Source organism: Bacteriovorax sp. As-1 (genome assembly GCF_058446905.1).
The window spans coordinates 2,954,959-2,980,980 of the sequence record NZ_CP184341.1 but is presented as its reverse complement, the minus strand read 5'-3'; the positions used below and the strand labels follow the sequence as shown (position 1 = coordinate 2,980,980).

Genomic DNA, 26,022 nt, shown 5'->3' with positions numbered 1-26,022 from the left:
TAAGGTAAAGTCACAAAAATTAAGGGCTTCCCATGGACTAGGATTAAAGTTTAGGCCGCAAGTTGTCGATTGCTTATTTATGAGCGAGAAAAAGGACCCAAACAAGAAACATTACTTTCAAATCGCCTCTCATGAAGATTTTATTGAGACGATGAGCATGCATTGTACCCTTGAGGACTCTCCGCCGCTTACTATCTGGGAGAAGGGCGAATCAGAGGAAGAGGCCGAAATTTACGAGGCCGTTGAATACTTCCCGAACCCGAAAATTATCAAGCTTAAGCCAACTGGAAAACTGATGACGAAAATCACCGGGAGCACCAAGGCCGGCAAACAGGTTCTGGTTAAAATCCCTATTGAAGATAAGATCAACTACTTTACCGGTGGACGCCTGAAGTTCCATCCGGAAGACCTGACTTATTCATTAGAGATCCATCAAGACATTTATAAAAGCCAGGCCCGTGGTAACTACCGTCTGGCGGCCAGCGACGTTATCCCTATTCAATTTAAAATCGACGACCAGGTTTTTGATGCCCTGGATATCTCTGTTAGTGGAACCAGCTTTACGATTGAGCCGGCCGAAGTCGAACGCTTTGCCAAAGGCAAGGTCTTTACCGACTGTACCCTGCGCTTTGACCGCAAAAACTACCATATCCCAACTGTTCAAATTGCCGTTCACATCCCGCTGGCCGATGAAGCCGGTAAACCCAACGGCCGCTTTAAAGTGGGGATCTCTTTTAAGGGCCTACCACGCAAAACAGAGGACGAACTCTACATTAAAATCTCTACCGAAGCCCGTGGTGAAGAGATGAAAAAGAAGTTCGATACCATCCTTTCCAAGAAGACCGAATAGGTCTTCCCCATCTCAATATTATTAAGCCCTTTAGTTACCTTTAACGTCCTACTTTGGTCCCGATATTATTTTCATACAGGCCTATAATTCGTTGACGTTGAGGGCCTAGAGGAGTAGTTTTGCCGATACTATGAAACACAACCTACAAGACAACCTCCAGGGCGAGCAAATGGCCAATACTAACTCTAATGGCGGCAAAAAACCGTTTAGTGATGCTAAAATCATTGAACGTGCCAATCTCCTACGCGACAACGATCTATACTTCTTTTTTAGAGCAATCGAAGAAACTGAAGCATCTACAGTAACTGTTAAAGGTAAAAAGCAGATCATGATTGGATCTAACAATTACCTTGGTCTTACTCACCACCCTGCGGTTAAAGAAGCTGCAATTAAGGCAGTAGAAAAATACGGAACAGGATGTACAGGATCACGTTTTTTAAACGGTAACCTTAATATCCACGAAGAATTAGATGAAAAATTAGCGGCTTACTTAGGACATGAAAAAGCGATTGTTTTTTCAACTGGTATGCAAGCAAACCTCGGCGCACTTTCAGCGATTTGTGGTCCAAAAGATTTAATGCTTTTTGACTCTGAAAACCATGCTTCAATTATCGATGCTTCAAGACTTTCTCTTGGAACAACTTTCAAATACAAGCACAACGATATGGCCTCTCTTGAAGAACTTCTTGAAAGCAATATGTCTCGCTTTAACCGCGTGATCATCGTTGCTGACGGTGTTTTCTCAATGACAGGTGACATCCTTCGCCTGCCAGAAGTTGTAAAACTAGCTAAAAAATATGGCGCTTACGTTTATGTAGACGATGCTCACGGTCTAGGGGTTATGGGACCTCAAGGTCGCGGGACAATGGCCCACTTCGACGTTGTTAAAGATGTTGATTTCAACATGGGTACATTCTCTAAGTCGTTTGCTTCTATCGGTGGTGTGATCTCTGGATCAAAAGATGCTATCGATTACGTTCGTCACTCTGCCCGCTCATTTATGTTCTCAGCTTCAATGCCACCAGCTGCTGTTGCCACAGTTTCTGCGTGTATTGATGTGGTTCAAAACGATGAAACAATCCTTAATAACCTATGGTCGAATGTTGAATTCATGAGAAATGGATTTAAAGATCTTGGGTTCTTCACTTACGGGTCTCAAACTCCAATCATCCCACTTTTTATCGGCGACGATATGAAAGCTCTAAAGATGACAAAGTGGCTTGAGTCTAAGGGTGTCTTCTGTACTCCGGTTCTTCCACCAGCAGTACCGAAGGGAGAAACACTCATCAGAACGAGCTACATGGCCTCACACAATCGTGAAGACTTGTCGACTGTTCTTGAAGTGTTTGCTGAAGCGAAGAAAATCTTCGATATCCCTAACCACCTTCACTAAAACTTATGAGCAAAATCTCCATCCGCGAAATTGAGCTCTCTAATAAAAAAGATTTAAACGCTTTTATAGATCTCCCTTGGGAGATCTATAAAAACGATCCTCACTGGGTGCCGGTTTTAAAGATGGCGCTTAAAGATCTCTTAAATCCAAAACACCCGTTTTATAAAACTGCTGATGTTAAAGCATGGCTTGCTTACAAAAATGATAAGGTCGTTGGAAGAATCATAGCGATTCACAACTACACTTATAACAAGCACGAAAACAACAGCGTTGGGCACTTTGGTTGTTTCGAGGCCATCGACGATCTTGAAGTGGCCCAAGGTTTAGTTAATGTTGCTGCTGAGTACTTAAAGAAAAAAGGGCTCACAAGCATGCAAGGCCCGATGAACCCGGGAACGAACTATGAGTGCGGGCTTTTAGTCGATAAATACGACGATGCTCCACAAATCATGATGACCTACAATCCTCCTTATTACGAAACTCTTTTTAATAAAATGGGTTTTCTAAAAGCGATGGATCTTCTTGCTTACAATATTTCTCCAGACACCAGAATGCCGCAAATCGTTTTAGATATCGCTGCAAGAACTGAGAAGAAATCAAACGTGACTTACAGAAACGTTGATTTAAAAAACTGGAAGAAAGAACTCGAAATTATTTTTGAAATCTACAACTCTGCCTGGGAAGCTAACTGGGGATTCGTTCCTATGACCAGAGCAGAATTCGATCATACCGCCAAAGACTTAAAGGCCATCGTTGACCCGACACTTATTCAGTACGCAATGGTAGATGGGAAAGAAGCTGGCTTTATCCTGGCCCTGCCGGATCTAAACCAGGTTTTTAAAACAATCCCAAGCGGACGCCTTAGCCCGCTGGCGATCTATAAACTTTTAACAGCAAAGTCTCGCATCAACCGCGCACGTGTCATCATGATGGGAGTCAAAAAAGAATACAGAAAAATGGGACTGGAAACTCTACTTTATAGAAATATCCAGGTCTCTGTTCAAAAAAATCCGCTCATTAAAAATGTAGAGCTTAGCTGGATTCTAGAGACAAACGTGGAAATGAATAAACCACTCATCAGAATGTCAGGCCCTGCTTACAAGCGCTACCGTCTGGTTGAAAAGGCACTCTAATGAAAATCCTTGTCACCGGCGCCAGTGGTTTTGTCGGCGGCCACCTCATTGAAAGACTTTTAAAAGACGGACACGAAGTTTTTGCTCTAGTGAGAAATCCAAAAAAACTTGCTCTGGAAACTCATACTCACCTGCATCTTGTTAAAGGTGACCTCGACCAGGAAAATCTCACTTGGGTTGAGTCTCTTCCTTCTGACTTAAACACTTGTGTGCACACTGCTGGAATCGTCCATGCTTACCGTACAGATGAATTCTACCGCGTAAACACGGAAGGAACCCGCAACCTAGTTAACAACCTAAAAAAGAAATTCACTTCCCTGCATTTCGTTTTGATCTCTTCTTTGGCCGCTGCCGGTCCAAGTCAGGGAACAGATAAGAGAAATGAAAGTGATATGGATCTTCCGGTCAGCATTTACGGCAGATCAAAAAAACAAGCAGAAGAAGTGCTTAAAGAAGTCGCCCCAAAAACTTTTGACCTCGCAGTGATCAGACCTCCCATGGTCATCGGTCCCCGTGACGCTGCTGTTTTAGATATTTTTAAAATGGTTCAAAGTGGCGTGGTTCTGCTTCCAGGATTTGGTTCAAAAGAAAAACTCTATAGCTTCGTATGCGTCTTTGACCTGGTTAATACCATTGTAAAAGTCATTGAAGAAAAAAAGACAACTGTCTACTACAGCTCTCACCCACAGGTAGTGACTTTTAATGAGCTTATTTTAGAAATCAAAAAACAGTTAAAGAAAAACTGGCTGGTCTATCTTCCCATGCCGCTTTTCCTCGTAAAGCTGCTGACAATCATTCTGGATTTTATCTATAAACTCTTCCAGCATCCACTTCGCCTGACTCCGGATAAATACCATGAGTTTGCAGCGACCAATTGGACGTGTGATGGGGCAAAAACTGAAAAGGAATTGGGGCAGGTTTACAACTACGACATCGAAAGATCGATTACAGTGACCCTAATCGATTACAAGTCCCGCAAGTGGATCTAAAAACATTCTCAAATGAACTGTTGTTGATAATTTTTTGATAAGTTCCATTTTCTTTAATGATCTTTAATCCGTGATTAAACTTTTCCATATACTCTTTAGCAAAAAGAGATTTTTTCGACATCACTAAATGGAGGGTGATTTCTTGCGGGATATCTGTTGCGGCCACGGCAATGTACTCCCCGCTTTTAAGTTCATTCTTTAAGATATGACTGCCGATCATCGAATCCATTCCCAGGATGTCGACTCGTTTATATTGAAACAGCTTCAAGCAAGAATCAAAAGTGACCGGAGTCTCAAGAGTCATATTCTTTTCTTTAATTGTCTTCTGATAGTAAGAGTTGTTCCATCCAGTCGGGCGGCATAACTTTTTATTGGTAAAATCATCCACCTTTTTAATGCCGGAGTCCTTTCTCACATAATAGCTGATACGGAACTCGTGAATAGGATCAGAAAAATGTAAATCGTCTTCACGGCCTTTGCCACCTTTGGACCACGGATAAGAAGCACTTAGTGGATTATTGTGAACCATATTTAAAGCACGCTTCCATGGAACAAACTCAATGTGAATGTCTTTTTTCATTTCTTTAAAACAGCATCAACGATTTGAGTGGTCATTCCCCCTTTGTAGAGTTTCTCTCCACTATAAGGTGCATACTCTCCAGTGATAATAGCAAAGGGTGCTGCTGCCTGTGCTGATGAAAAAGAAATTAAAGAAAGGATGACTAAGAAAGAACTCAAACAATTCACTTTCCTTCCTTCAGGCGGATTTGAAACCAAAATGTACTTCCTACATTCACTTCGCTATCAACACCAATCATCCCGCCCATTAAATCAATCAGGCGTTTTGAAATTGAAAGCCCAAGTCCGGTTCCACCAAACTTGCGAGTGGTGCTTTGGTCTTCCTGGCTAAAAGCTTCAAACAGGTTTTCCATTTTGTTTTTATCAATACCAATCCCCGTGTCTTGCACTTCAAAACGAATCAGGGCCGCACTATTATTGCGGTCAATGATATCCAGACGGACGTGAACTTCTCCTCCTTCCGGTGTGAATTTAATGGCATTGTTAATCAGGTTAAGAAGAATCTGCTTAATCCTGAATGGATCACCCTTAAAAAGATAATTTTCTTCTAGGGCAAAATACAGTCTCAACCCAATAGATTTTTTCTTCGCTGAAAGTGAAAGGATTTTCTCACACTCCTGAAGCACTTCAATCATATCAAAGTCGAGAGTTTCAAGCTCCAGCCTTCCCGCTTCAATCTTCGAGAAATCTAGGATGTCATTGATGATGGAAAGAAGCGAGTCCGCTGAAAGTTTAGCTGTTTCTAAGTTGTCCCTTTGGTCTCCTGTTAATTCTGAATCCAGAGTTAAGTCAGTTAAACCAATGATGGCGTTAAGTGGAGTCCTGATTTCATGGGACATAGTCGATACGAAATTTGATTTCGCTTTTGTCGCAAGTTCGGCCTTGATGATCTGGCGTTTTAACTCCAGGTCGCGCTCGTTAATCGCGCGGATTGCGACGTTGAGTGCTTGGGCGATTTGCTGGAACTCAAGTACGTACTCTTCTTCTACCTGGAACTGGTAATTTCCTTCCGCAATTTTTTTAGAGCCTTCTACTATTCTGTTAACTGGCTCAGTGATTGTTTTCTTTAAACGCCACAGGATGATTAGACCAAATCCCAAGCCAACCACAAAAAATGAAAAACCTAATTTAATAATTAACCAGGTCAACTCATCGTTAAATTTCTGGGTTGAATAGATGAATTCAATGCTTCCGATTTTTTCGTTATTTCTTTTGATATCGCCGGCATCAAGAAAACGGTTCTTCGTTTTTAGAAGTTCCTTGAATTCGATTCCCGCGACAGTGTGGTCGCGGCTTTCAACCAGGATGTCGCCATATTCATCGAGAACGCGTACAGCGATGATCTGATTGTCATCGCGAACGAATGTTGAAGCGGCATTTTTAATGTTATTTGTGTCTACAGTCCAGATCGGATCAGCAAGAAGGCTGGTCGCAATTTGCAGGTTAGACTTTTTCTGCCAAGCAATTTTTTCTTCATTACTTTTGATTAAGGCCTTCGCGACGATAAAACCAAGAAGTGAGATCATCAAAAAAATGACCGCAATAACGCTAATAATCAACTCTTGCGTGATACTCAGCTTTTCAAAAAAATTCTTAGACTTGGTCATTGTATTAGCGTAGCACCTTATGTGCTTTTTCAAAATTCAAGAAAACAAAAAGATTAAGAAATTTACCAGTCAAAACTGATCATCGGCCCGACGACTCCTTCATAAGCAGTGTAGCCAATTCGGTAGGTATCAAAGATGGATTTATAAACGGTGTCAGTCTCTTGGTACTTACCCGCTTTTCTTACACCTTCAGCGGCAAATGCTGTAAGAAAAAACCCTCCAACGACGTCAGAAAGATAGTGCTTCCCATCCCTGATTCGCTGAAACGATGTCACGACAAAAAGAGCGCCCGGGACAGCTGCCCAGTAAGGCCCATAAAATTGCAGAGTTTTTAACGTCAAGGCCGCATAAGGAACGACATGCCCCGATGGAAAAGATGACTTTCCTCTAAAGTTGGTCTCCCACTTTGAAAGTTTATCTTTTTTTGGTCTTTCATGAATATCAATCACGCTTAGGGCCGCCGATTCAACCAACGCCAGGTACATCGTGGCAAAAGTCTCTTTGGCAAACTGAAGCGCTTTAGGGTTATCGTATTTTACACCTATAGAAAAGGCCGCAATCGGTATAATCGGAAAACTCAGCACAGGTGCCAGGTCACTTGAGACCTGCATGTATTTTGGAATGCTCTTTTTCATTTCATTGCCAGTGATGCGTTTATCTTCTTCAAACGAGTACCACAGGGCCGGGAGCGCTGCACCCGCATAGTAGAGGTTATTTTCTGCAGTAAACTGCTTATAAGACCCTTGGTAAAGCAAAGTCACCGAAGACTTTAGTCCTTCCCAATAAGTGTCTGCCGTAAGGTCCGCTGCTGAAAGATTTTTAGAAAACAAAAGAAACAAAAGTACATATAGAGCGCGTTTCATGATCAGTGATGGTCCTTAGGTCCTGTTGTTGTTTTAAAAACGTAATCCCAAAGAGGTGAGCTAACACCGTACTTGCTTCTCTCACCAGAGTAATGGTGCTGAAGATGGTATTTTCTAAGATACTTCCCCACTTTCGATGTCATCGCAAAGTGGTGAGTTGCATAGTGAATGTAATCGTAACAAAGGTATCCCACCATAAAGTAGGCCATGATCACGCCCAGGTATTTATCCGGGAAAAACAGGGAGAAAAAACTCCACAGGAGTAGGAAAATTAATACTGCCGGAACCGGTGGCATCACCAGTCTGGTCGGGTCTTGAGGGTCATCGTGGTGAAGACCGTGGAAGAGGAAAACAAAATATTTTCCTGCGCGGCTTTTAGCGTCCCAGTGAAAGACATAACGATGAAGAATATACTCCGTGAATGTCCAAAGAATTAAACCGAAGAAGAAAAGAAAAACAAACTCAGCACTTGTTACACCTTTTACAGTTGCTCCACGATAGAGTAAAAACAAAATGACCGGTGTCCATAAGACCAGCGGCACGATCGGGTGAACGTGAGTAAAGGATTCAAGGATAGGATTCTTAAAGATCCTGATAGATTCGCCATTGTGCTTTTTCATGGCCCTATAATTATAATAAAAGCTCTCGTCTGTAAATTAAGGCCCCCTATGAAGACTTTCTTTTTTACACTTTTTTTTGCCCTCTCAGTTACTCTGTTCTCCACTAGTTACAATGCCTTTGCGGGCACAACTAAATTAGATATCAAAAGTGAGCTTTCTGAAGCTGAGATTCGTCAAGTTGAGGGGCGTGAATTTGTTGTCAGGACTAAGGACGTTCCAGGTTCCGCATGGCCGGAAATCACCTATTACGCCCTTATCAACGCCCCTGCACTGGAAGCTGTAGGGCTCTTTGCTGCTTACGATATTCAAAAGGACTACACCCCAAATTTGTTAAAATCCACTCCAGTCAAACACGTCAGCCCAACCGATGTTCAAACTGAGTACGAACTCCAGATTCCCTTTCCTCTCTCCAACGCCAAGTACATTCATGGCGCAAAAATTTTTAAACACGCTGATGATTATGAAGTTGAGTGGTACATGGTGGAGTCATCTTCAAGTGAAGATGTGCGCGGTAGTGCTTACTTTCAAAACTTCAATGGAAAAACTCTGCTTCGCTACCGCACGTATGTAAAACCAAAATCTATCTTTGGAAGCTTTGTTAAAAAAGTGATGTTCAAAGATGTTGAAAAATCCATCATCGCTATTTGCTCCTTCATCGAAAGAACTGTGAAAGAGAATCCCACTTTAAGCAGTAAATATTCTGAGTTTATAACTCGTGCTCTTCGTGGTGAATTTGTTTATCAGACTATTATTGATAAAAAATAATACCTGAGGAAATGCACTTTTATTGCTCCAATCTTAGGACTAATTTCTTGCCCCCTGTGATCTGTAATGAACAGTTACGAGCACTTGCAAAGGGCCTTAAAAATGGTCCGTTGGATGTCAGAAAATTGTGATGAAAAGTAAGAAAAAACAGCTATCTAAAAATGTAAACGCACCATAGTATTTATCCATAGAGACAAACGGATACACGTTGATGGTCGACGACTAGAAATGGATTTTGAAGCGTCGATTTTTTTCCCTTAGCCAATTACATCTTCCTCAATACTCCCCCACAATTCTTTAAGCACCGGCCCCATGGGCTTACTGGCATCTCTGACCATGTAGATTTCAATATCACGGTCTTTTATCAGTGGAGTTTTTATAGGAGAGAGCTTCTTTGACGTAAGTTCTGCCTTAATCAAATCGTATGGCAGACCTCCCCAGCCAAGCCCTTGCACGATCAATTCTTTCTTAAAGCCAATATCACTTACAGTGAGGCTCTTAGAGCCTTCTAAAACACCGGTAGTGACTTTAGAGATACGTCTGGCACTGTCAGCGAGAATAATCTGGTTGTGATTGCGCAAAAAAGCATCAGTGATTTTCTTTTCGTTTTTGATAAGCTGGGTGCTGATAACCGAAATCATTTTTGTCTTCGTCATAAGCCTCATATCAAACGTGTGCTCAACTAAGGGTTTAGGTGTAATGGCAATATCTACATCGTCATCTATAAGCCGCTCTACAGTTCCTGCGAGAATTTCAAATTGCAGCACGAGCCTCGTTGAAGGGTGTTTGGTAAAAAAGTTTTTAAGAAATTTAAGCACCAATGAAACCGGGCTGACGGCGTCGATACTTACACGGATTTCTGGCTCAACTCCTTTGCTCATTTGCATCGCCAGAGCTTCGAGCTCACGGAATTCTCGGAGTAAAAGTCTTGCCTTTTGATAGAACACTTTTCCATCCGCTGTTAAGCTCGGTCGGTATTCATCACGTGAGAAGAGCACTATTTGGTACTCTTCTTCCAGCTTCTTAATCGCCATGCTAATAGAGGGCTGGCTTTTGTGAAGATAATCGGCCGCGGCCTTAAAACTTCCCTCTTTAACGATCGCCTCAATAGTCAGCAACTGTTCAAGTGTCATTTTTACAATCTCCGTACTTCTGCTGCGTTAAACATCATCACAAAAACTTATTAATCCAATAGATAAATTATAATTTGTTTTTATACAAACCTAAGTTAGGATTTTTGACAAGAATATTTCTTTTTTAAGTTTCATTAGGAGGAACTATGTTAAGACAATTACTCATTGCTACTGCTCTATTCTCATCAGTTGCGGCCTTCGCAAAAACAGAAAAAGTGGAAATCGACCCAGCTGCTTCAAAAGTGGTTTACACAGGAAAGAAAACTCTTGTGGATAGCAAACATACTGGTGAAGTTAAAATTAAAGAAGGTCACCTTAACTTTGACGGAAACACACTTAAAGGTGGGGAATTCGTTATCGATATGACGACAATCACAAACACAGACCTAACAGACGCTGAGTACAATAAAAAATTCGTCGGCCACATCACAAGCGAAGATTTCTTCGACACAGCAAAGTTTGGAACGTCTAAACTAGTGATTAAGAACGCAAAAAAAGAAAAAGATAACACTTACAACATCACTGGTGACCTTACAATCAAAGGGAAAACAGCTCCAGTTAATTTCACAGCACTTGTGACAAAGTCAGAAGCTTCTGCTAACATCACTGTTGATAGAACTAAGCACGATGTAAAATACGGCTCAGGATCATTCTTTAAAGATCTTGGTGACAAAGTTATCGCTGACAACATCGACTTCGTTGTAACACTAAAAGCTAAGAAGTAATTTTATTGGAGAGTTTAAAATGAGTGATATCGCGCAACTAATCAGAACAATTCCCAATTATCCCAAAGAAGGAATTATGTTTCGCGATATCACTACTCTCTTAAAAGACCCAAAAGGGTTTCAGACCACTATCAATATGCTGGTGGAAAAATACAAAAACGCACCGATCGACTATATCGCAGGAATTGAGGCCCGCGGCTTCATTCTAGGCTCTGCGCTTGCTTTTGCTATAGGAAAGGGATTTATCCCGGTTAGAAAAAAAGGAAAGCTTCCAGGAAAGACAATCACTCAAAGCTACGACCTTGAATACGGTTCAGACACTATTGAAATCCACGACGATGCCCTTCACGCCGGCGCCAACGTCCTTTTAATCGACGATTTAATCGCCACAGGCGGGACTGCTATCGGGGCCATCACTCTGATTGAAAAAGTTGGTGGAAAGATCTACGAGACGGCCTTTGTCGTCGACCTGCCAGAGTTAGGCGGGGCCAAAAAAATCCAAAACATGGGCCATAAAGTCTTCACGCTATGCTCATTTGAAGGACATTAGTCTCTTTAAGACATAAATATTATCTATTTTTTATATGGTACTTTTCGTACCTATCCAACTATAAAGCCTCCATTCATCTTTTGGAGGCCTTATGAAAAACACACTGATCATTCTTTCCTTACTTCTTTCTGTCTCAGCAATGGCAAAAGACATGTCTCGTACAGAAAAATACGAAGACGCTTACGTTGAACTTGAAGATGGTTCAAGCCAATACGTTGGTGGGTGTTCACTTCACCAGGACTACGAAGGAAAACTTTTTACAGTTGAGAACACGATCGTAAAGACCTTCGAACCTGAATACAACAATGCTGAAAGCACAATGGCAAAACTAAAAAAGGTAGACCCTCTCCTTCTTGCAGCTGCTGCTGAAGGTTCAGGATCAGACGCTAAAGAATTCTTCTCACAAGTTGACGACATCACTCTTGAAAAAATCACAAGCAATGTTTTTAAAGGTCTAGACCTTTACCGCTTCAACCTAGGAGTTGGAGGTGGAAACGGATACTATGAAGTATACAATCGCACAGAGAAAAAAGGGGTTGTGAGCTATACGAAACTATCGAATGTTTTTGATGGTGATGTTGAGTACTGTGACAGCAGTGTTTGGTTAAAAAAATAAGAATAAAAAGGCAGGTCTTAGACCTGCCTTTTTTTATTATTTTGCAGTTACAACGAAATTTGCTCTTCTGTTTTTCGACCACGACTCTTCATCATGACCAAAAGAAACTGGTTTTTCTTTTCCCAATGAAATCACCGAGAGTTTTTTCCCATCTACTCCACGCCCGGTTAAGTAATCATACACCGACTGCGCTCTTTTTTCCCCCAGGGTAAGGTTGAATTGCGAGCTTCCTCTTTCATCTGCGTGACCTTCAATTTGAATATTCACAGCAACGTTGGCCGCTAAGAAAGCAATATTATCATCCAGCATTTTTTTAGACTCTATTGTGATATGAGAAAAGACAAAATTGTTTTAACATTCACGACCTCTAGTTGGATTAAACTCTTAACGGTAATGATAAGGCCAAGAGGCAATTTGATGAATGGTTTGAAAATAAAATTAATCTTATCTTAGTAAGTAGACAGAAGGTAAAAGACACTAGCAGGCTGATCCTTGGGGTAACCAACCCACCAGTGTGTTCTGAGGTGTGTACGAAGGGCTTTCGTACGGACATCATAAATCACGTCTCGGAATATTTTTTGGGTTAATGTATTTTTTTTAGAAGTCTTCGTTTCGCAGGAAGGCAAATAAATCAAGAAGATAAGTCGAAAATATGATTAATTTTATCTTCGAATAAACCCCAAAGCGCGAAGCTTCTTGATCCTGTGTCACAAGATGTTTATCATTTTCGTCATGGACACTACCGCAAATATCATTATCGCTGAAGATGAACCAACCATTGCCAACAAAGTAAAAGAACTCATCACCGAACTCGGCTGGAATTCAGATTTAGTCGGCAATGTTCCTGACCTTTTAGAAAAATTAGGAAGCACAAAAAGGCCTTATGATATTGTCGTTCTTGACCGCATGATGGGGGGAGCTGATTCGGCCGATTATGTGGCCAACATTCGCATGCAATACCCTGCTTTGAGAATTTTCGTTTTATCGGCCATCGACTCTTCACTAGAAAAAGCGAAGCTGATTGATAGCGGCGCTGACGAATACCTGGCCAAGCCTTTTGAGTCCACTGAGTTTAAAGCAAGACTAAAAGCTCTGATCAGAAGATCATCTAATTCAGATGCTCATCTCAATTACAGTGTGGCCAACCTCACACTCGATCTCATTCACCGCACAGTTGCAGTTAATGGTGAAGTGCTAAACCTTACTGCTAAAGAATTCCTGGTTCTCCACGCTCTTTGCTCAGTCATCGGAAAGATCTACAGCAAAAACCAATTGATTGAATCCATCTGGGGCTTTTCTCTGGAAAATGAAACCAACGTGGTTGAGTCAACGATGAATAGCTTAAGAAGAAAACTGGAAAATGCCGGTTCAAAAGTTCAGATTAAAAACACCCGCTTTGTAGGATACTGGGTTGAAGTTTAGATTTTTCCTCATATTACTCCTTTCTCTTTGCACCGTAGGGCTCGTTCTCTCCGTAAGTTTTAGTTATTACCTAAACGCGGCCCGCCTTGAGCTGATTGACCTGCAATTGAGAGAAAGTGCAGTTGCTTTAGTTAACTCAGAACTTCCAGATATTAAAAAAATTAATTTTGATGAAGCAGAAGAAATTATTTCTGAAGAGTTAGGAAGTAACCGCGTAGGTAAATTTTTTATCGTCAGAACTGATCCCGGTGAAATTATTTTCAAATCGCAAAGTGCGACGTTGATGAATATCGATCCTCCAAGAGACCCACAAGTCTACTCTTACAGTGTCAATGGGAAGACTTTGCGAATCCTGAACTTAAAACTTCCTAAGAGACCTGGAAAAACACTGCAAATCGGAGCGGTCATTGACCCTACTTTATTTGACTGGTGGTTTATTTCCAACAAGCTTGCTTTATACCTGGTCGTTACGATCATTCCGATTCTTATTTTTTCAATTGTACTTACCAAATACCTGCTTAATCCATTAAAGCTAATGTCGGGACATCTTCAACTGGCAAGCCAGGACTTGCAAAATTTAAGACCTGTTCCTTCACTTCCCAAAAAACTTCTTAAGTACACTAAAAAATCTTTTTTAAATAATGATGAGTTCTCTTCCCTGGTCGACAATACCAGCGATCTTTTAGAGAGAATTAACATCAATTATAAAATGACGAAGCCATGGACTTATCAGCTGGCCCACGAAATTAAAACGCCGCTTTCTATTTTAAGCTTTGATGTTGAATCTTTAAGTGAAGAAAAACTAAAAGACCCGACTCTAACGCAATCAATGCATGAACAAATTGAAAGAATCTCTAATATCGTTTCGCAGTTTTTAGAGTGGGCCAGTGTTGAAAACACTCAGCAAAAGGACAATTTATTTGCCATCAGAATTGCCAGCTCAATTGAAAATCAGATTGAAGGCTTAAATCGCCTGCACCCAGGAAGAATTGAATATAAAATAAAAGAAGATTTTGTCGTCATCTCCAATCCACAACATCTTTTACAGTTGATTACCAATCTTTTAACCAACGCTTTAAACTATTCACCGGAATCCTCTCCTGTGACAATTGAATCTTTCGACAACACTCTTCGAATCAGCGATCTGGGGCCGGGCATTCCTAAAGAAGTTATTGAGAGAATCGGACAGCCATTTAATTCCGGACCACACAATCCAGTACTCAAACATAAACGCACGGGTTTAGGCTTAGCGTGGATCAACACATTAACAAAACTTTATAACTGGGATCTCGATATCAATTCGGGAACTCACGGCACAATTATCACGATAAAATTCACAAAAAATCTCATTACTTAGTCGCTTTTTTCCCTCGAAGATAAAGAAAATTTTATTTTACATTTCTACTGTTTCATCAGGGTGAGTGCTATAGTTGGAACTAATCAACAAATGGAGATTGAAGATGAAACACTTGTTACTGGCCTCTGCCCTTTTATTATCACTAAACGTGGCCCACGCTAAGAAAACACCAAAAAAAGCAAAACTTTCTAAAGAAGATGCAAAAGAACTTTGCCTTACAACTAAAGGCGCTGAGCTATCAAAGAAAGAACTTAAAAAATGTATCGCAAAAGCTATGCGTACAGGAAAAGCTTAAGAGCACTTTTTCTGTATTCATATACTCCTAGGAAATGGCCCTCTTCTTTAGCCTATTGAGAAGGGGGCTTTTTTTTGACCTGATTGAAGAACTAATCATTGGTACAATCGGCCCACTCATCTAATGACGTTCTCACCACTCGCTCCAGAAGCGCCCCGTTTTTAAAAGTCTCCAGCGCTCCCTGCCTAGCTAAAATACCAATGTAATTTTTTTGTCTGTCCCAAAATGGATAAGCTCCATAACTCCCCGGACTCGAAACGCGCACTCCAGGAGTGCAGGTATAAGTCGAGTTCTGGCATTCATGCCATAAACCAAAACCGTAATGCCACATTTCCCCAAGGGCATTGACTGCGGGAGAATTGCCAAAGGCCACATTCGCCGTTTGATCCATCAGGAGTTGTGATTGAAGATTTGTAGAAAGAAGAGTTCCATTTTTTAGAGCGCGCAAAAAGGCCAGGTACTCCGATCCCTTCCAATGCATTCCTCCAGCGAGTCTTGGATTAGTGTTTGATGGAAGATCAAAAGAGCCAGAAGAAAAAAGTCCCGTTTCTGATTTAAAGCTATTAAAAATATCCTGCCAGGAAGAAACACCCTTTGCTTTGATGGCCATTAAACCGGCCACTTGCATGTGAGTGCTTGAGTAATAAAATTTTGATCCCGGAACAACTCCATTGCCTGAATTCGTGGTGGCGATATTGCGTACACAATTTTCAAAATCAAAACTTCCGGCATTTAAACAAAGAGGTTCAGTTTCCAGCCCTGATGTAAAACTTAAAAGCTGAGCAAGATTAATGTTGTAAAGCGAATCAGTGCTCACAATCGGCCACGATGAAATATACTTTTGTGGTTTATCCGTCAGGTTTAAATAACCTTGATCCACTAATCGCAGAATAATAATCGAAGACACTAGTTTTGAAGTTGAGGCCGATTCATAAAGACTTGAGGCATTCGAAGTGCCACGGCTAAAAGAATATTGCCTTCCATCTGAGCGCTCCACTAAAAGAGTGAAGTCCGCATCAGTAGTGGCATTGGTGAGTGCTTGATTGAGTTGAGTTTCAATCGCTGCTGAAGAACAGGCCAGAGGTCTGATGACTCCATCAACTCCTTCATCTTCCACTGTTGTTTTGTCTTTTTGACAAGAAACCAAAGCGGCCAGCGTGAGGAGCAATAAGAGCTTTTTCATATCAAATCCAGTTGATTTTTTTTAAGTACTTCTTCACATACGAAGCCGCCCCTTGCGGTTCGTGATGCGGAAGTTTGGATGGCTTATCTATTGTAACCCTGTTGTTTTTTTGCACAAGGGCTTCCATAAAACGTTCAGCCCCATCATCGCCTACTACCAGGTCATCAATCCCTGAAATCAAGTGAATATCCTGATTAGTCAGGGCCAGGTTATATTTTTCGTCTCTAATCCATGGGAAAACATTGTCTGGTTTAAGCTCCGGAGAGACCAGTTGTTCCCTGACTTTTAAAGTCGACTTATAAAAAGGTGTATCAAAAAGATGGACCACATCTTTTGGTGCCATTCCCAACCCTACTCCAACGCCTCTTTTCTCGTAACCTTCAAACTCCTTCATCATGATGGCCTTTAAGGCCAGGAGTGAGCCAAGTGAATGGCCGCCTAAAACCAGTTTTAACTCTGCCGGTGCTAAGAAGTGTTCATTGAGTGGAAACTCTTCTTTAAAGGCCACAGAAAGCCCTTTAAACGCTTCTAAAAAGAGTTTGTGAGCATGCTCTTTAAACTCTTCAAAGCTCTCGACCTCAGAGTAGTTGCCTTGATAGTGGCCAGGAATATCAAAAAGCGCGCACGAGACACCAACCTCGGCCAAGCGAATCGGCCAGTTGATGATGGAGCTCTTATCAGCGGTGTAACCGTGAGTGAGAATCGCAAATGTCGGCTTGATCTCCCCGTCTAAATCCGGGAGAAAGTACATCACGTTGGTTTTTTGGTTTTGGTAATCGAGATAGCCTTTTAGAATTTTCATAGGGCATTTATAACAAAAAGGGAGACCAGATGTCTCCCTTCTTAATGTGCAATTTGTTTAATTCAAATTATTTTTTGTAGACAACCGGCCATTCTGTCTCTTCGCCATCACAAGAATCTTTCACTCTTGCTTCAATCAAAACGAAACGTTGGTTTTCCGGGCTGTATTTATAAGTTGCCGAGCTTCCACAGTCTCCCATTCCTCGACCTTTCTGGAATGTTCCCAATGTCATTGTGTCAGCATCGTAGCCTGCGCCCATTAAATCAGAAGTCGCCATAATTGAACCATCGGCCGCCACTTCCGCAACAGCAACATTCGTCACCTCTCCCCATGGAGAAACGATATAAGCTTTCTCCAGAGAATTGTACGCATACATTTCACAACCAAGAACATAAAGTGTTCCACCCTTTGGTGAGTATTCTGAACCAGGTAGTTGGTAGGCTTCTCTTTGTAGGTATTCATTAGATGAAAATTCAGGACAAGCATTTGTGTGGCGATCTAGAACTTCTTTTGGAATTGTGATCTCGCCGGCAAAAGCAGTCATCGCTGAGAACGTAAGTGCAAGAGCGAATAAAGATTTCATTTTCATTGGAAACTCCAAGTTTAAGTGTGTGTTGATGCCCGTTTTTAACACGACTAGGAATTTTTTGTTTGGAATCTGAAAACTTTATAGACACCAAAAACCCTTATTTTTTTAAGAAAATAGTTTGACGGACTACCTCAAATACTTTATTTTTTAGATTCCAAAAAATGGTCTTGCCCAGGTAGCTCAGTCGGTAGAGCAAGGGACTGAAAATCCCTGTGTCGGCGGTTCGATTCCGTCCCTGGGCACCAATCTTCTTTTTCAGACATTTTGACCAACACTGCGAACGGTTTTTTCAACTCGTATCGCACAGTTACGCCCTCTAAAACTGGGTTTGAGAGTATCATATTTAGGAAGTCTCGGCGTTCTTGCGCAGACTTGCGAATCCATAAAGATTTCGCAGAGGTAGCGAGTTCGAGAATGGATTTCACACTTTCCATAAAAGTGTCCTGTAAACCGATGCGAAGTTGCTCTAGTTGAGCGAGCAAGCTCTCACGATTGCCACGGATTCGCTTTAACTACCCACCGTAGGCTTCTTTATCAATAGTGCCATTCAATAGGTGTTCTGTGAGTTTATCTTCTTGGGTTTCCAATTCCTTGCACTTGTCATTTAGCTCGGCTTGCTGAAGGTGGATTACATTTTTAGTTTTTGAATTGAGCTTATTGAGAGCTTCCGCAATATCGTTGGCAAACTCTTCGCTAATCGAGATTTTGTCCATAATACCGCCGAGCTGATCCCACAGCTTTTCGCTTGTGGTAATAAGTCCTTTTTGAGTTTTATGAACTTCTTTGCCGTCCGTACAATGAATATAATGGTAGGTCTTCGTTTCGCCAGTTTTTATGATCTTTTTAACTTTCGGATCATAGACGATATTACAACCGCACGAGCATTTAAGCCAACCGCCCATAAGGACATTATGCTCGGACTCTTCTCGAACAATGGCGGAGGCTTTTTTTCCAAGCGTTTTTTCAACCGCTTTGATTAAATCCGATGGAATAAACAACGGGTGCTTGCCGTCATAAAGAATCCCATTCCAAAGGAATTGACCACGGTAAAACGGATTTTTTAACCGTCCGTCAATAGTAGCAATATTATAACGGAGAGCCTGCTTTTCCGTTAAAAGCCCAGATGCACGGATTTCTTTTCTAATATCTTCTAACGAATAGCCTTTCGCCCGAAGCTCATACTCTTTCAGCACGATCTGCTGACTCTTAGAGTTGGGATCAAGGTCAATCGTTGTCCCACGCTTTTTCGCTTGCCCTGTTTCGGGATTGATTTCTCTTTTAGAAACATACCCAAGCGGAGGGTGATTGCTTGGATACCAACCTTGCTCGGCTTTGGCGGTCATGCCGTCCGCAATTCGTGCGGCTAAAACTCGCACATAGTTTCGAGCCATAATTCCAGCGAAGGCACGAGTTAAAAAGTCGGACTCAGGGCTTTCTCTGTGTAGGCACTTTCGATCATGGGAAAAGTGAATAATAAAATTGCCGTTGGTTACTTGCTGTTCGTTTTGCTCAATATCCGTTAGATTTCTAGTTTCACGATCCTGCATATAGAAAATAACATTCCCAATTTTATTTTGAGAAATGTAGCGCATAGCTTCGGCGTATTTTTTTCGGTCTTCGGACTTTTTAGCACTCTCGGTGATTGTGAACACTTTAACGAGTTCAAGTTTTTGGCGATTACAGTCATTTTCGCAGTAATCTGTTGCGTACTTTAGCTGTACGTCATGGGAAAAACCGTCCTCCTGCTTGTAGCTACTGACTCGAAGGATCGCCACAGCTTTTTTGTTAATGTATTTAACTTCGTTTTTCATATTATCCTGCCTTTCTTGAGTTTACCGGATTGTTCTGTTCACCGGAAGGGTTTGTGTTTAGTTCGATATTCAGTTGGGTTGTTTTTTCGTCTCGTGAGTGCCTTAAAAAATCGAAGATCGCCACAACTTGGCTAAACTCGTCTTCGGTGATTTTAAAACTTTCACCGCTTGGGGTTTTATAGGTTCTGGTCTTTTGCTCCTTTTCGCCAACTTCGCCTAAAGCGGGCTTGGCAGAGCCGTCTAATGGTTTGCTCATAATCTCTTCCTTATGGGTCTTTTAGGGGGTTCCCACACCCTTACAGGCTTAATTGCCTATAAACCCAGCCTAAGTCTCGAACTGTGATTCACTTGGTGCCAATTTTGGTGCTAGAACAAGGGTATGAGCTTAACCCCTAGATTTGAATTAAGGCGTTCTTATAAAGAAGAAAAACCGCTTATAAAGCGAACGGTTAAAGCCCTCGCCCTCCGCTACAACACGGAAAGCCCTTGGATTGAGAAAATACTCAACAACACGCTCTCAAGTTCCAAGTCCTTGCTCGAACTGACGACCGCCTACGGAAAAAAGCGATACGAGTCGGAGGATGAGGTTTTAAGTGATGCGGACTTGTATTCGCAGTTTATGCCAAGCCCTTTGGAATTATTGGCGGTGCTGGGAGCTAGTCGAACCAGAGGTCTTCTAAAACTTAAAGTCGAAGATGCGCATCAAGTAGAATACTCAATCATAACAGGGAAAGATCGCAAGCAAGCCTATGATGATCCCCTTAGTGAAGATGAGGCGGAGATTTTAAAAACCATTTCTCTGAATCGGTTTTTAATCGACATATTTTTTAATATCACTCCACCGCCGATCAATGAAGTTGAAGCCGAAGAAGATGAGGACGAGGAAAACCACGATCAAGACCATGTGTCTCTGCTTGCCGATTTTAAAGCGCATTTGATTTCTCAAAAAGCAGAAATCCTTAACGGCTCAGGCAAGGCTTACAGCCCATTTCACTCATACCCGTGGTTTGATAAAGCGTTCGCAACGGGTGCGAATGTCGAGGCGATTATTTTATCTAAAGGAATACTTACCCCGCAAAGCTCGATCAGCGGAACTCGCACGGATAGATATATAAAAAATGAAACCGAACGAGAGGAGTTTTCTTTAAAAGATCAGTCGATCATTGTCTTAAATCAGGACGATTCGATCCCTGCGAAGTTTTCTTCCTCAATTATTTTAAAAGGCTCTATTGAGGAGAAAAAGAACTTGAAAAAATATCTGTCTGATCCTGAATTAAAAAAGCAAGAAATCAATCTCAGGGACAAGCTATTTAAGCTCAGAATTGAAGCCATAGACTTTATTACGGAATACCTCGCAGACACTTTAACAAAAGAGCCTGCTGAAGCGATTGCCGAGAGGATGAGTGATCTTTTTAGTCGCGACGAGGTGCAGGCAGTTTTAGGTCGAAATCCAAAGTATTTTAATCTTCCGCAAGGCACTGAATACAAGCACCGAGATGAGTTTATTTTTCACCGTATTCTAAGAACAGCGACCTTTCTGCCAGCGATTGAGACGACTTACCTTCGCAAGCTCATATGAGACTCCAAGCCCATTTTTGACTATTCGCTCGATATTGAAGGCGCACATGAGCTTTCATTTTCTTATATTGAACTGATGCACCTTATCCAGCCTGCGCAGTTAGAGCAACTTATCCCGACTCTTGAGTTTGTAGCTCAGCGCTTTAGTGCTTTAGAAAAGCGTGCCTACGCTTCTTTTTTAAAAGCCATGCGTTTAGATCGAAGCATTAAATCCAATGATCCAATAAAAGCAGAGGTGGATTTATTTGCTAAAAAAATCGCAGACCGCACCGATGTAGTCATTCCGTACTTAAAAGATATTCTAGAGCCAAGTCTTGACGATCATCCTAAAAGAAAAACGGGACTCTTCACGGAAGGCTTTAGAGAATACCATCCCGTGAACAAAAAAATCGGTGTGATTCGTTTCACTTCCCAGCAAAGCAAAGTCATGCAAGCCCTCTATGAAGCCCACGATTCAGCAATCAACGGCGAAATTAAAAGGCTCACACTCGTGGATAAAATCTATTCCGCCGAAGAAGCGACTGCCATTCGAGCGAAACACGGCAAGCAAGTGAAGAAAAAAGACGGCTCGCTCAGTAAGTTTAAATATGAATGGCGTCTTGAGAAGACACTTCTTAAAGAAAATCATCCAGCTTGGAAGCTAGGCTTAGTAAAGCTTGGCGAAAAAATCGGTGACGATAAATCCTATAAGCTCGATCTTTATTTTGAAAGTGCCTTAAATAAATAGTAAGAACATATACTTATACAAGCACCAAAAATAGCGCCAAATTAAATCCCAAACGCCTCCTAGTATGGGAAATGTAGCCAGTTTAGACATCTGGTTGCATTAACCAAAACAAAGGAGATTAACATGTCTAAAAATAAATTGTCCCCCGTGTCCCAACCGCAACTCCAAGGTGAAGCCGTAGAAAATACGGCTCAACCTAAGCAGAACCCACCCAAGGTGTTCCGCTATCAAAGTCCGTTCATTGACGAGACTTTGGTAAAAAGTGTTCTTAGGGAAACCGTGAAAATTAAAACGCACCTAATAGACCAAGGAAAAGGTGAGCTTCAAACGGGTTCACTACTCTTGGTCTTGCGTGGGCGTTTTGAAGCCACGGCTCTAGAGAGAACCAATGTTGCTAAAGAAGAATGGCTTAATGCGTTCTTTGAGTATGTACAGGTTCAATTTGGCATTAAGGCGTCTCGTGCCAACGAGTACATTCAAGTTTCTTTGAAACTTGGAACCTTTTTGCCTGAGCTTGCGCTTGAAGTTTCTAAATTGGTTGAAATCAGCCGTCTTGAAAAATCGGACATTCAATCAATGATTAAGGCTTACTCAATAGAGAAGCTAAAAGAGTTGAGCTACCGTGAAGTGAAAAACATTGTGCGCAAGTTTAATCCTAAGTCTCGTGACACCACTAAGGTGGAAAAAACGGTGACGGCGGAAACTACGCCACAATTACCGCAATGCTCAAGCCCCGTAGAGCCTGCGCCGTCCACTAAAATGGAAGCTCAGGTAAATGGCGTAGCTCCCATTTTTAATCTTGCGGACTTCCAACCGCAAGACCGCTTGGGCATTGTAAAGGCGTTCACGGATTCCATTAGGATTATTAAGGGTGCCGTTGGTGACGGTGAAATCCCTGCGGAACTCGCCCAGTTCATTGACGAGCTTTACCAATGGAAAAGGGAAAAAGAAGCTAAGAAAGCTTCAGGGAATTAGTATGAGTAAAATCACTGCGTCCAATGATTTTTTGAAAATTGAGACGAGCGCAGGAGAGCCTTTAGTGGCTCTCCTGCGTGGTGATAATAAGGCTTGCTTGGCAACCCTGCCGAGTGAGTCCATGGCTTGCGTTATTCAAGACGAGCCTTACGGTTTAAATAGTGAAAAGGTGGACGCTCGTGCATTTTTAAAATCTGCGCTTGAAGGTCAAGATTACCAACGCCGTGGCGGTGGACTTGATAATAGAAAATGGGACGCTGATATTCCGCCACTAAGTCACCGCTTTGACTTATTCCGAGTTTTAAAGCACGGCGGATTTGTTGCCACTTTTACGGCAAATAAAAACGTAGATCTCGTTATGATTACCTTGAGGCTTGCGGGTTTTGAAATTGTCGAGCTTTTGGCGTGGGTACACGCCCAAGGAATGGCAAAATCTAAAAAAGCACCGCACTTTGAAAATGAAATGGAACTTAAACGCTTCTCTGAAGCAAGGCAGGATTTAACGCCTGCAATGGAAATCATTGTGCTTGCGAGAAAGCCGATAAAAGAAAATGACTACCTCACTAACTTAGAAAAACACGGCACGGTTTTTTTGAATACAGGTGAAGTAAAAATCAATTCCACCTACGGTGAAGAAACCCATCCTAAAAATATTTTTTTAGAAAATGAGTATTCCGTCCTAAAACATTTTGGCAATAAGGCGTCCAAGCTTGAAGCCTTATCCCGTGAAGATTTTAATATTGAGCAGGTTTTGGTTTTTTCTAAGCCCTCGCAAAAAGAAAAAGACCTCGGACTTGAAAATGAAGACACGCCTTACAAGAAATATACTCTTTTTGGAAAGCGTGAGGTCGCAGGCAAAAATCACCACTTAACCGTGAAGCCACTAAGCCTTATGCGGCACCTGGTTAAAATGCTGAGTTTTTCTGGCGATATTGTGCTTGATAATTTCTCGGGTTCATTCACTACAGGCGTGGCGTGTGTTTTAGAAAACCGCAGGTTCATTGGCATTGAGCTAATGCCTGATTATTTTGATATTGGCTCTAGAAAAGTTAAAAATGTATTTCTCGCCAACGAGAGCCATTATCTAAAAAATTATCGAGATTTTTTGATTTTTGAATGGGATAGAAAAATCCGCAATGCCACGAGCGAAATTGAAAAAAGAAAATTAGTTTTTGAGCTTCAGGTGAAGCTCTACCAACTTGATATTGAAATCCAAAGCCTTGAGAAAAAATCCGCCTAAGAAATTAGGTGGATTTTTCCGCTGTTAAAATCAGTCCCAGAATATCGCCTCGTGTAGCTCCGTTTTTTTCTAACTCCTTAATTTTTCGGACAAGCTGTGCAATGCTCTCTGTCGGTGGGTTCGCCGTGATTTGCATATACCTGTCTTTTAATTCCATTAAAAACTTCCGCTCGTTAAATCCAATCATTTCGCCAAGCGTGCCGAGCGACTTAATGCTGACTTGATGGCGATAATAGTCGGCTAGGATTTTAAGTGGCATTGGGTTTTCCTCGATGAGTTTATTCAATCGTTCAAACCACGGTAAATCTTCGGGTTTGATTTCTTCCCTTACAGGCGTGCCTGTAAGGGCGGAAACTGAACGGTTCTTAGCTTCAATGCGGTATTTTGGGTGCGAGCTATTAAAATAAATCTTAAAAGCGAACTCGTGTTTGAACGGCTCGTTTTTATATTCAAGCTCACCAAGACCTAGCTTTCGGTAGTCGGCTCTAATTTCATCGCTGAGGGGCTTAGGTAGCCTCCACAGGCTCGGATCGGCGTTGACATGGGCGGACGCAGTTCTGCGATTGAAACGGTAATGGCAAACTTTCAGCTTAAGCAATACGACAAATATGAGCAGATCGACAACAATTCTGTGAACCCCGGAAATGCGCTGTCAACATGGACAAGTTGTGACCGATGCTTCGGCTTCTTCTTCAAACAGTGCTTTTGCTAATTCAGGCGGGAACACAATCGTTAAAAGTTTTGCCTCAAATACTCCTAGCGCTCGGTATGCGGCGAACTTGAACGGTTACTCGACAAGTACGACTCAGCACACTCGGGTGTGGACAAACCTCTCGCAAGATGTGCCGTTTTATGGTTTCGGGATTTCAAACTTAGGATCAAGCGGTAAAGCCATCTCGGTCACGGCAATGAAGCGAGCCAACGGTTCAACCGTTACGGCAAATGACGGCTCGACTGCAGTCGAGCTGATTAGAGGCTCGGGTGCTTTTCTAATTCATGTCCAAAAATAATGACTTCGACCATGAGTTCGCAAATATAATACGACAAAAAATTGCGGCTCTACTGATTGAGTGTCGGACCAAGAAGAACCGATCTGTCCGAACACTCGCTCGGAAGTTAAAGATTAAGAAAAAACATATTAAAAAATGGGAGGCAGGAAAAGGCTGCCCTCCTAATAAAGCCTTGTTCGCAATGCGTGGTCATTACGGAAACGGATCAATGGAGGCTTTTCAAAAACTTGACTGCGACCTCCAGATACTTAAATACCAGCGATTTAAGGCAAAGCATCCTATTGACTAAAAAGACTAACTGACGAAGAATATTTGTATGTATTTGCCATCTAACTTTGGAACAGTGACTCCCTATTTATTTGTCGAGGGTGCTGATCAATTTGTCGATTTCTTAAAATCGGCATTTGATGGTTTTTTTGTCGGATGTTCGAAAAGACCAGATGGAAAAATTGCGAATGCCCAAGTCCAAATTGGCAATGTAACATTGATGATTAGCGAAGCGAGCAATCAGTATAAATCAATGCCTTCTAGCTTTTATCTTTATGTTGAAAATGCTGACCTCGCATTAGCCCAAGCCATTCGATACGGAGCCAAGCTGGAGATGGCTGTCGCAGATATGCCTTATGGTGATCGACAAGGCGGTGTAAGGGATGCCTTTGGAAATATTTGGTGGATTTCTCAAAGGCTTGTGGAAAAGCCTTACTTTTAGTTTCCTTCAATTTGGCTTTCCGTGATTTCACTAGGCAACATATTCCAAGCAGGCAGTTCTAAACTCCTCAAGCTGACCGCACCACTTGGAACTTTAAAAACCTCTGTTAACCCCTGAGGTTTTTTTTTGCCTTTTTTCAATAAACTAGTCCGCTAAAGACAATAACTTTTTCACTTCATCAGCACTTAGGTCAATCAAGAGGTCTTTTTGGCGTGAGGTCTCACCCCTTTCAAGCTCAATCCTGCTTTTACTAACCCCTAAAAGTTTAGCAAAAAAAGACAAAACTTCTTTATTGGCCTCACCATCAACAGGCGGGGCCTTAATCTTGACCTTTAAACGGGGTGGATCGCCGTAGAGACCACTGACTTCATTTTTACTGGCCCCGGGCTGAACATAAATGCGCAGGAGAGACTGGGAGTTTTTAGGTGTGATAACTGCCATAAAATCTTGAGCGTGAGAAGTATTCAAGTAATCTATCGCTCATCCTTATTTTCTTGGTGA

At 41.8% G+C, this 26,022-nt stretch carries 31 protein-coding genes and 1 tRNA gene; 18 read left to right on the top strand and 14 right to left on the bottom strand.

The window, feature by feature from the left end; genetic code table 11:
- Positions 1-79: 79 nt before the first annotated feature.
- The 4 genes from ACN20O_RS15220 (at position 80) to ACN20O_RS15205 (ending at position 4,365) form a co-directional block, all read left to right on the top strand.
- Positions 80-850 (top strand): hypothetical protein, encoded by a 771-nt coding sequence (locus ACN20O_RS15220; RefSeq protein WP_491634765.1) that lies wholly within the window; start codon positions 80-82, stop codon positions 848-850.
- Positions 851-980: 130 nt separating this feature from the next.
- Positions 981-2,243, top strand: a complete 1,263-nt coding sequence (spt, locus tag ACN20O_RS15215; RefSeq protein ID WP_491634764.1) for a serine palmitoyltransferase — start codon at positions 981-983, stop codon at positions 2,241-2,243.
- A gap of 5 nt (positions 2,244-2,248) precedes the next feature.
- Positions 2,249-3,376 carry a hypothetical protein gene (locus ACN20O_RS15210; protein WP_491634763.1) on the top strand — a complete coding sequence of 376 codons (1,128 nt, stop codon included), beginning with the start codon at positions 2,249-2,251 and terminating at the stop codon, positions 3,374-3,376.
- The gene (locus ACN20O_RS15205; RefSeq protein ID WP_491634762.1) at positions 3,376-4,365 is read left to right on the top strand and encodes an NAD-dependent epimerase/dehydratase family protein; all 990 of its coding nucleotides are present in this window, start codon (positions 3,376-3,378) and stop codon (positions 4,363-4,365) included. Before ACN20O_RS15210 ends, ACN20O_RS15205 begins: the two co-directional genes overlap by 1 nt.
- Here ACN20O_RS15205 and ACN20O_RS15200 read toward each other — a convergent pair.
- The 5 genes from ACN20O_RS15200 to ACN20O_RS15180 all read right to left on the bottom strand — a co-directional run bounded on the left by ACN20O_RS15200 (position 4,322) and on the right by ACN20O_RS15180 (position 8,034).
- Positions 4,322-4,945, bottom strand: a complete 624-nt coding sequence (locus ACN20O_RS15200; RefSeq protein ID WP_491634761.1) for a substrate-binding periplasmic protein — start codon at positions 4,943-4,945, stop codon at positions 4,322-4,324. The genes ACN20O_RS15205 and ACN20O_RS15200 overlap by 44 nt on opposite strands.
- Positions 4,942-5,103 carry a hypothetical protein gene (locus tag ACN20O_RS15195; RefSeq protein WP_491634760.1) on the bottom strand — a complete coding sequence of 54 codons (162 nt, stop codon included), beginning with the start codon at positions 5,101-5,103 and terminating at the stop codon, positions 4,942-4,944. The genes ACN20O_RS15200 and ACN20O_RS15195 overlap by 4 nt, the downstream gene beginning before the upstream one ends.
- Positions 5,104-5,108: 5 nt before the next feature.
- The gene (locus tag ACN20O_RS15190; protein WP_491634759.1) at positions 5,109-6,551 is read right to left on the bottom strand and encodes an ATP-binding protein; all 1,443 of its coding nucleotides are present in this window, start codon (positions 6,549-6,551) and stop codon (positions 5,109-5,111) included.
- 62 nt (positions 6,552-6,613) lie between these two features.
- On the bottom strand, positions 6,614-7,414 hold the full coding sequence (locus ACN20O_RS15185; protein WP_491634758.1) for a phosphatase PAP2 family protein: 801 nt from the start codon (positions 7,412-7,414) through the stop codon (positions 6,614-6,616).
- A 2-nt stretch (positions 7,415-7,416) separates the two neighbouring features.
- Positions 7,417-8,034, bottom strand: coding sequence for a sterol desaturase family protein (locus tag ACN20O_RS15180; RefSeq protein ID WP_491634757.1), 618 nt, complete (start codon positions 8,032-8,034; stop codon positions 7,417-7,419).
- 48 nt (positions 8,035-8,082) lie between these two features.
- Between ACN20O_RS15180 and ACN20O_RS15175 the strand changes: the two genes are divergently transcribed.
- The gene (locus ACN20O_RS15175; RefSeq protein WP_491634756.1) at positions 8,083-8,799 is read left to right on the top strand and encodes a hypothetical protein; all 717 of its coding nucleotides are present in this window, start codon (positions 8,083-8,085) and stop codon (positions 8,797-8,799) included.
- A 257-nt stretch (positions 8,800-9,056) separates the two neighbouring features.
- On the opposite strand, the gene ACN20O_RS15170 is transcribed toward ACN20O_RS15175, so the two are convergent.
- Positions 9,057-9,932 carry a LysR family transcriptional regulator gene (locus tag ACN20O_RS15170; protein ID WP_491634755.1) on the bottom strand — a complete coding sequence of 292 codons (876 nt, stop codon included), beginning with the start codon at positions 9,930-9,932 and terminating at the stop codon, positions 9,057-9,059.
- 146 nt (positions 9,933-10,078) lie between these two features.
- Here ACN20O_RS15170 and ACN20O_RS15165 point away from each other — a divergent pair, with 146 nt between their 5' ends.
- The 3 genes from ACN20O_RS15165 (at position 10,079) to ACN20O_RS15155 (ending at position 11,823) form a co-directional block, all read left to right on the top strand.
- Entirely contained in the window at positions 10,079-10,657 is a 579-nt protein-coding gene (locus ACN20O_RS15165) for a YceI family protein (RefSeq protein WP_491634754.1), read from the top strand.
- Between the two features lie 19 nt (positions 10,658-10,676).
- Positions 10,677-11,207 carry an adenine phosphoribosyltransferase gene (locus tag ACN20O_RS15160; RefSeq protein ID WP_491634753.1) on the top strand — a complete coding sequence of 177 codons (531 nt, stop codon included), beginning with the start codon at positions 10,677-10,679 and terminating at the stop codon, positions 11,205-11,207.
- 91 nt (positions 11,208-11,298) lie between these two features.
- Positions 11,299-11,823, top strand: a complete 525-nt coding sequence (locus ACN20O_RS15155) for a hypothetical protein (RefSeq protein ID WP_491634752.1) — start codon at positions 11,299-11,301, stop codon at positions 11,821-11,823.
- A gap of 36 nt (positions 11,824-11,859) precedes the next feature.
- Here ACN20O_RS15155 and ACN20O_RS15150 read toward each other — a convergent pair whose 3' ends face one another.
- The gene (locus ACN20O_RS15150; protein WP_491634751.1) at positions 11,860-12,132 is read right to left on the bottom strand and encodes an OmpA family protein; all 273 of its coding nucleotides are present in this window, start codon (positions 12,130-12,132) and stop codon (positions 11,860-11,862) included.
- A 423-nt stretch (positions 12,133-12,555) separates the two neighbouring features.
- Between ACN20O_RS15150 and ACN20O_RS15145 the strand changes: the two genes are divergently transcribed.
- The 3 genes from ACN20O_RS15145 (at position 12,556) to ACN20O_RS15135 (ending at position 14,897) form a co-directional block, all read left to right on the top strand.
- A complete protein-coding gene (locus ACN20O_RS15145) occupies positions 12,556-13,245 on the top strand; it encodes a response regulator transcription factor (protein WP_491634750.1) in 690 nt (229 codons plus the stop codon).
- A complete protein-coding gene (locus tag ACN20O_RS15140; protein WP_491634749.1) occupies positions 13,235-14,602 on the top strand; it encodes a sensor histidine kinase in 1,368 nt (455 codons plus the stop codon). The genes ACN20O_RS15145 and ACN20O_RS15140 overlap by 11 nt, the downstream gene beginning before the upstream one ends.
- A 103-nt stretch (positions 14,603-14,705) precedes the next feature.
- The gene (locus ACN20O_RS15135; protein ID WP_142409653.1) at positions 14,706-14,897 is read left to right on the top strand and encodes a hypothetical protein; all 192 of its coding nucleotides are present in this window, start codon (positions 14,706-14,708) and stop codon (positions 14,895-14,897) included.
- A 91-nt stretch (positions 14,898-14,988) separates the two neighbouring features.
- Here ACN20O_RS15135 and ACN20O_RS15130 read toward each other — a convergent pair whose 3' ends face one another.
- The 3 genes from ACN20O_RS15130 to ACN20O_RS15120 form a co-directional block, all read right to left on the bottom strand.
- Positions 14,989-16,080, bottom strand: coding sequence for a serine hydrolase (locus ACN20O_RS15130; RefSeq protein WP_491634748.1), 1,092 nt, complete (start codon positions 16,078-16,080; stop codon positions 14,989-14,991).
- A gap of 1 nt (position 16,081) precedes the next feature.
- Positions 16,082-16,882, bottom strand: a complete 801-nt coding sequence (locus ACN20O_RS15125) for an alpha/beta fold hydrolase (RefSeq protein ID WP_491634747.1) — start codon at positions 16,880-16,882, stop codon at positions 16,082-16,084.
- 67 nt (positions 16,883-16,949) lie between these two features.
- Positions 16,950-17,471, bottom strand: coding sequence for a DUF1176 domain-containing protein (locus tag ACN20O_RS15120; protein ID WP_491634746.1), 522 nt, complete (start codon positions 17,469-17,471; stop codon positions 16,950-16,952).
- 169 nt (positions 17,472-17,640) lie between these two features.
- Between ACN20O_RS15120 and ACN20O_RS15115 the strand changes: the two genes are divergently transcribed.
- Positions 17,641-17,716, top strand: a tRNA-Phe gene (locus tag ACN20O_RS15115).
- 267 nt (positions 17,717-17,983) lie between these two features.
- On the opposite strand, the gene ACN20O_RS15110 is transcribed toward ACN20O_RS15115, so the two are convergent.
- Together ACN20O_RS15110 and ACN20O_RS15105 are read right to left on the bottom strand one after the other, a co-directional pair.
- Positions 17,984-19,282, bottom strand: coding sequence for a recombinase family protein (locus ACN20O_RS15110; protein ID WP_491634745.1), 1,299 nt, complete (start codon positions 19,280-19,282; stop codon positions 17,984-17,986).
- A 1-nt stretch (position 19,283) separates the two neighbouring features.
- Positions 19,284-19,538, bottom strand: a complete 255-nt coding sequence (locus tag ACN20O_RS15105) for a hypothetical protein (protein ID WP_491634744.1) — start codon at positions 19,536-19,538, stop codon at positions 19,284-19,286.
- 123 nt (positions 19,539-19,661) lie between these two features.
- Between ACN20O_RS15105 and ACN20O_RS15100 the strand changes: the two genes are divergently transcribed.
- From ACN20O_RS15100 to ACN20O_RS15085, 4 genes are all read left to right on the top strand, one after another.
- A complete protein-coding gene (locus tag ACN20O_RS15100) occupies positions 19,662-20,861 on the top strand; it encodes a hypothetical protein (RefSeq protein ID WP_491634743.1) in 1,200 nt (399 codons plus the stop codon).
- A 75-nt stretch (positions 20,862-20,936) separates the two neighbouring features.
- The gene (locus ACN20O_RS15095; protein ID WP_491634742.1) at positions 20,937-21,587 is read left to right on the top strand and encodes a hypothetical protein; all 651 of its coding nucleotides are present in this window, start codon (positions 20,937-20,939) and stop codon (positions 21,585-21,587) included.
- A 123-nt stretch (positions 21,588-21,710) separates the two neighbouring features.
- The gene (locus tag ACN20O_RS15090) at positions 21,711-22,562 is read left to right on the top strand and encodes a hypothetical protein (protein ID WP_491634741.1); all 852 of its coding nucleotides are present in this window, start codon (positions 21,711-21,713) and stop codon (positions 22,560-22,562) included.
- A 1-nt stretch (position 22,563) separates the two neighbouring features.
- Entirely contained in the window at positions 22,564-23,802 is a 1,239-nt protein-coding gene (locus tag ACN20O_RS15085; RefSeq protein WP_491634740.1) for a DNA-methyltransferase, read from the top strand.
- A gap of 4 nt (positions 23,803-23,806) precedes the next feature.
- Here the strand turns inward: ACN20O_RS15085 and ACN20O_RS15080 are convergent, their stop codons facing one another.
- Entirely contained in the window at positions 23,807-24,400 is a 594-nt protein-coding gene (locus tag ACN20O_RS15080) for a hypothetical protein (RefSeq protein ID WP_491634739.1), read from the bottom strand.
- A gap of 398 nt (positions 24,401-24,798) precedes the next feature.
- Here ACN20O_RS15080 and ACN20O_RS15075 point away from each other — a divergent pair, with 398 nt between their 5' ends.
- Positions 24,799-25,101: a helix-turn-helix domain-containing protein gene (locus tag ACN20O_RS15075; protein ID WP_491634738.1), complete on the top strand. Its 303-nt coding sequence runs from the start codon at positions 24,799-24,801 to the stop codon at positions 25,099-25,101.
- Between the two features lie 27 nt (positions 25,102-25,128).
- Positions 25,129-25,521 carry a VOC family protein gene (locus ACN20O_RS15070; protein WP_491634737.1) on the top strand — a complete coding sequence of 131 codons (393 nt, stop codon included), beginning with the start codon at positions 25,129-25,131 and terminating at the stop codon, positions 25,519-25,521.
- A gap of 144 nt (positions 25,522-25,665) precedes the next feature.
- Here ACN20O_RS15070 and ACN20O_RS15065 read toward each other — a convergent pair whose 3' ends face one another.
- On the bottom strand, positions 25,666-25,962 hold the full coding sequence (locus ACN20O_RS15065) for a DUF167 domain-containing protein (RefSeq protein WP_491634736.1): 297 nt from the start codon (positions 25,960-25,962) through the stop codon (positions 25,666-25,668).
- Positions 25,963-26,022 lie beyond the last annotated feature (60 nt).

Excerpts from the sequence above, each read along its gene's own strand:
- ACN20O_RS15220 (WP_491634765.1), top strand. The coding sequence starts at position 80 with ATGAGCGAGAAAAAGGACCCAAACAAGAAACATTACTTTCAAATCGCC.
- spt (WP_491634764.1), top strand. The coding sequence starts at position 981 with ATGAAACACAACCTACAAGACAACCTCCAGGGCGAGCAAATGGCCAAT.
- ACN20O_RS15210 (WP_491634763.1), top strand. The coding sequence starts at position 2,249 with ATGAGCAAAATCTCCATCCGCGAAATTGAGCTCTCTAATAAAAAAGAT.
- ACN20O_RS15205 (WP_491634762.1), top strand. The coding sequence starts at position 3,376 with ATGAAAATCCTTGTCACCGGCGCCAGTGGTTTTGTCGGCGGCCACCTC.
- ACN20O_RS15200 (WP_491634761.1), bottom strand. The coding sequence starts at position 4,945 with ATGAAAAAAGACATTCACATTGAGTTTGTTCCATGGAAGCGTGCTTTA.
- ACN20O_RS15190 (WP_491634759.1), bottom strand. The coding sequence starts at position 6,551 with ATGACCAAGTCTAAGAATTTTTTTGAAAAGCTGAGTATCACGCAAGAG.
- ACN20O_RS15185 (WP_491634758.1), bottom strand. The coding sequence starts at position 7,414 with ATGAAACGCGCTCTATATGTACTTTTGTTTCTTTTGTTTTCTAAAAAT.
- ACN20O_RS15180 (WP_491634757.1), bottom strand. The coding sequence starts at position 8,034 with ATGAAAAAGCACAATGGCGAATCTATCAGGATCTTTAAGAATCCTATC.
- ACN20O_RS15175 (WP_491634756.1), top strand. The coding sequence starts at position 8,083 with ATGAAGACTTTCTTTTTTACACTTTTTTTTGCCCTCTCAGTTACTCTG.
- ACN20O_RS15170 (WP_491634755.1), bottom strand. The coding sequence starts at position 9,932 with ATGACACTTGAACAGTTGCTGACTATTGAGGCGATCGTTAAAGAGGGA.
- ACN20O_RS15165 (WP_491634754.1), top strand. The coding sequence starts at position 10,079 with ATGTTAAGACAATTACTCATTGCTACTGCTCTATTCTCATCAGTTGCG.
- ACN20O_RS15160 (WP_491634753.1), top strand. The coding sequence starts at position 10,677 with ATGAGTGATATCGCGCAACTAATCAGAACAATTCCCAATTATCCCAAA.
- ACN20O_RS15155 (WP_491634752.1), top strand. The coding sequence starts at position 11,299 with ATGAAAAACACACTGATCATTCTTTCCTTACTTCTTTCTGTCTCAGCA.
- ACN20O_RS15150 (WP_491634751.1), bottom strand. The coding sequence starts at position 12,132 with ATGCTGGATGATAATATTGCTTTCTTAGCGGCCAACGTTGCTGTGAAT.
- ACN20O_RS15145 (WP_491634750.1), top strand. The coding sequence starts at position 12,556 with ATGGACACTACCGCAAATATCATTATCGCTGAAGATGAACCAACCATT.
- ACN20O_RS15135 (WP_142409653.1), top strand. The coding sequence starts at position 14,706 with ATGAAACACTTGTTACTGGCCTCTGCCCTTTTATTATCACTAAACGTG.
- ACN20O_RS15130 (WP_491634748.1), bottom strand. The coding sequence starts at position 16,080 with ATGAAAAAGCTCTTATTGCTCCTCACGCTGGCCGCTTTGGTTTCTTGT.
- ACN20O_RS15125 (WP_491634747.1), bottom strand. The coding sequence starts at position 16,882 with ATGAAAATTCTAAAAGGCTATCTCGATTACCAAAACCAAAAAACCAAC.
- ACN20O_RS15120 (WP_491634746.1), bottom strand. The coding sequence starts at position 17,471 with ATGAAAATGAAATCTTTATTCGCTCTTGCACTTACGTTCTCAGCGATG.
- ACN20O_RS15110 (WP_491634745.1), bottom strand. The coding sequence starts at position 19,282 with ATGAAAAACGAAGTTAAATACATTAACAAAAAAGCTGTGGCGATCCTT.
- ACN20O_RS15105 (WP_491634744.1), bottom strand. The coding sequence starts at position 19,538 with ATGAGCAAACCATTAGACGGCTCTGCCAAGCCCGCTTTAGGCGAAGTT.
- ACN20O_RS15100 (WP_491634743.1), top strand. The coding sequence starts at position 19,662 with ATGAGCTTAACCCCTAGATTTGAATTAAGGCGTTCTTATAAAGAAGAA.
- ACN20O_RS15095 (WP_491634742.1), top strand. The coding sequence starts at position 20,937 with ATGCACCTTATCCAGCCTGCGCAGTTAGAGCAACTTATCCCGACTCTT.
- ACN20O_RS15090 (WP_491634741.1), top strand. The coding sequence starts at position 21,711 with ATGTCTAAAAATAAATTGTCCCCCGTGTCCCAACCGCAACTCCAAGGT.
- ACN20O_RS15085 (WP_491634740.1), top strand. The coding sequence starts at position 22,564 with ATGAGTAAAATCACTGCGTCCAATGATTTTTTGAAAATTGAGACGAGC.
- ACN20O_RS15075 (WP_491634738.1), top strand. The coding sequence starts at position 24,799 with ATGTCCAAAAATAATGACTTCGACCATGAGTTCGCAAATATAATACGA.
- ACN20O_RS15070 (WP_491634737.1), top strand. The coding sequence starts at position 25,129 with ATGTATTTGCCATCTAACTTTGGAACAGTGACTCCCTATTTATTTGTC.
- ACN20O_RS15065 (WP_491634736.1), bottom strand. The coding sequence starts at position 25,962 with ATGGCAGTTATCACACCTAAAAACTCCCAGTCTCTCCTGCGCATTTAT.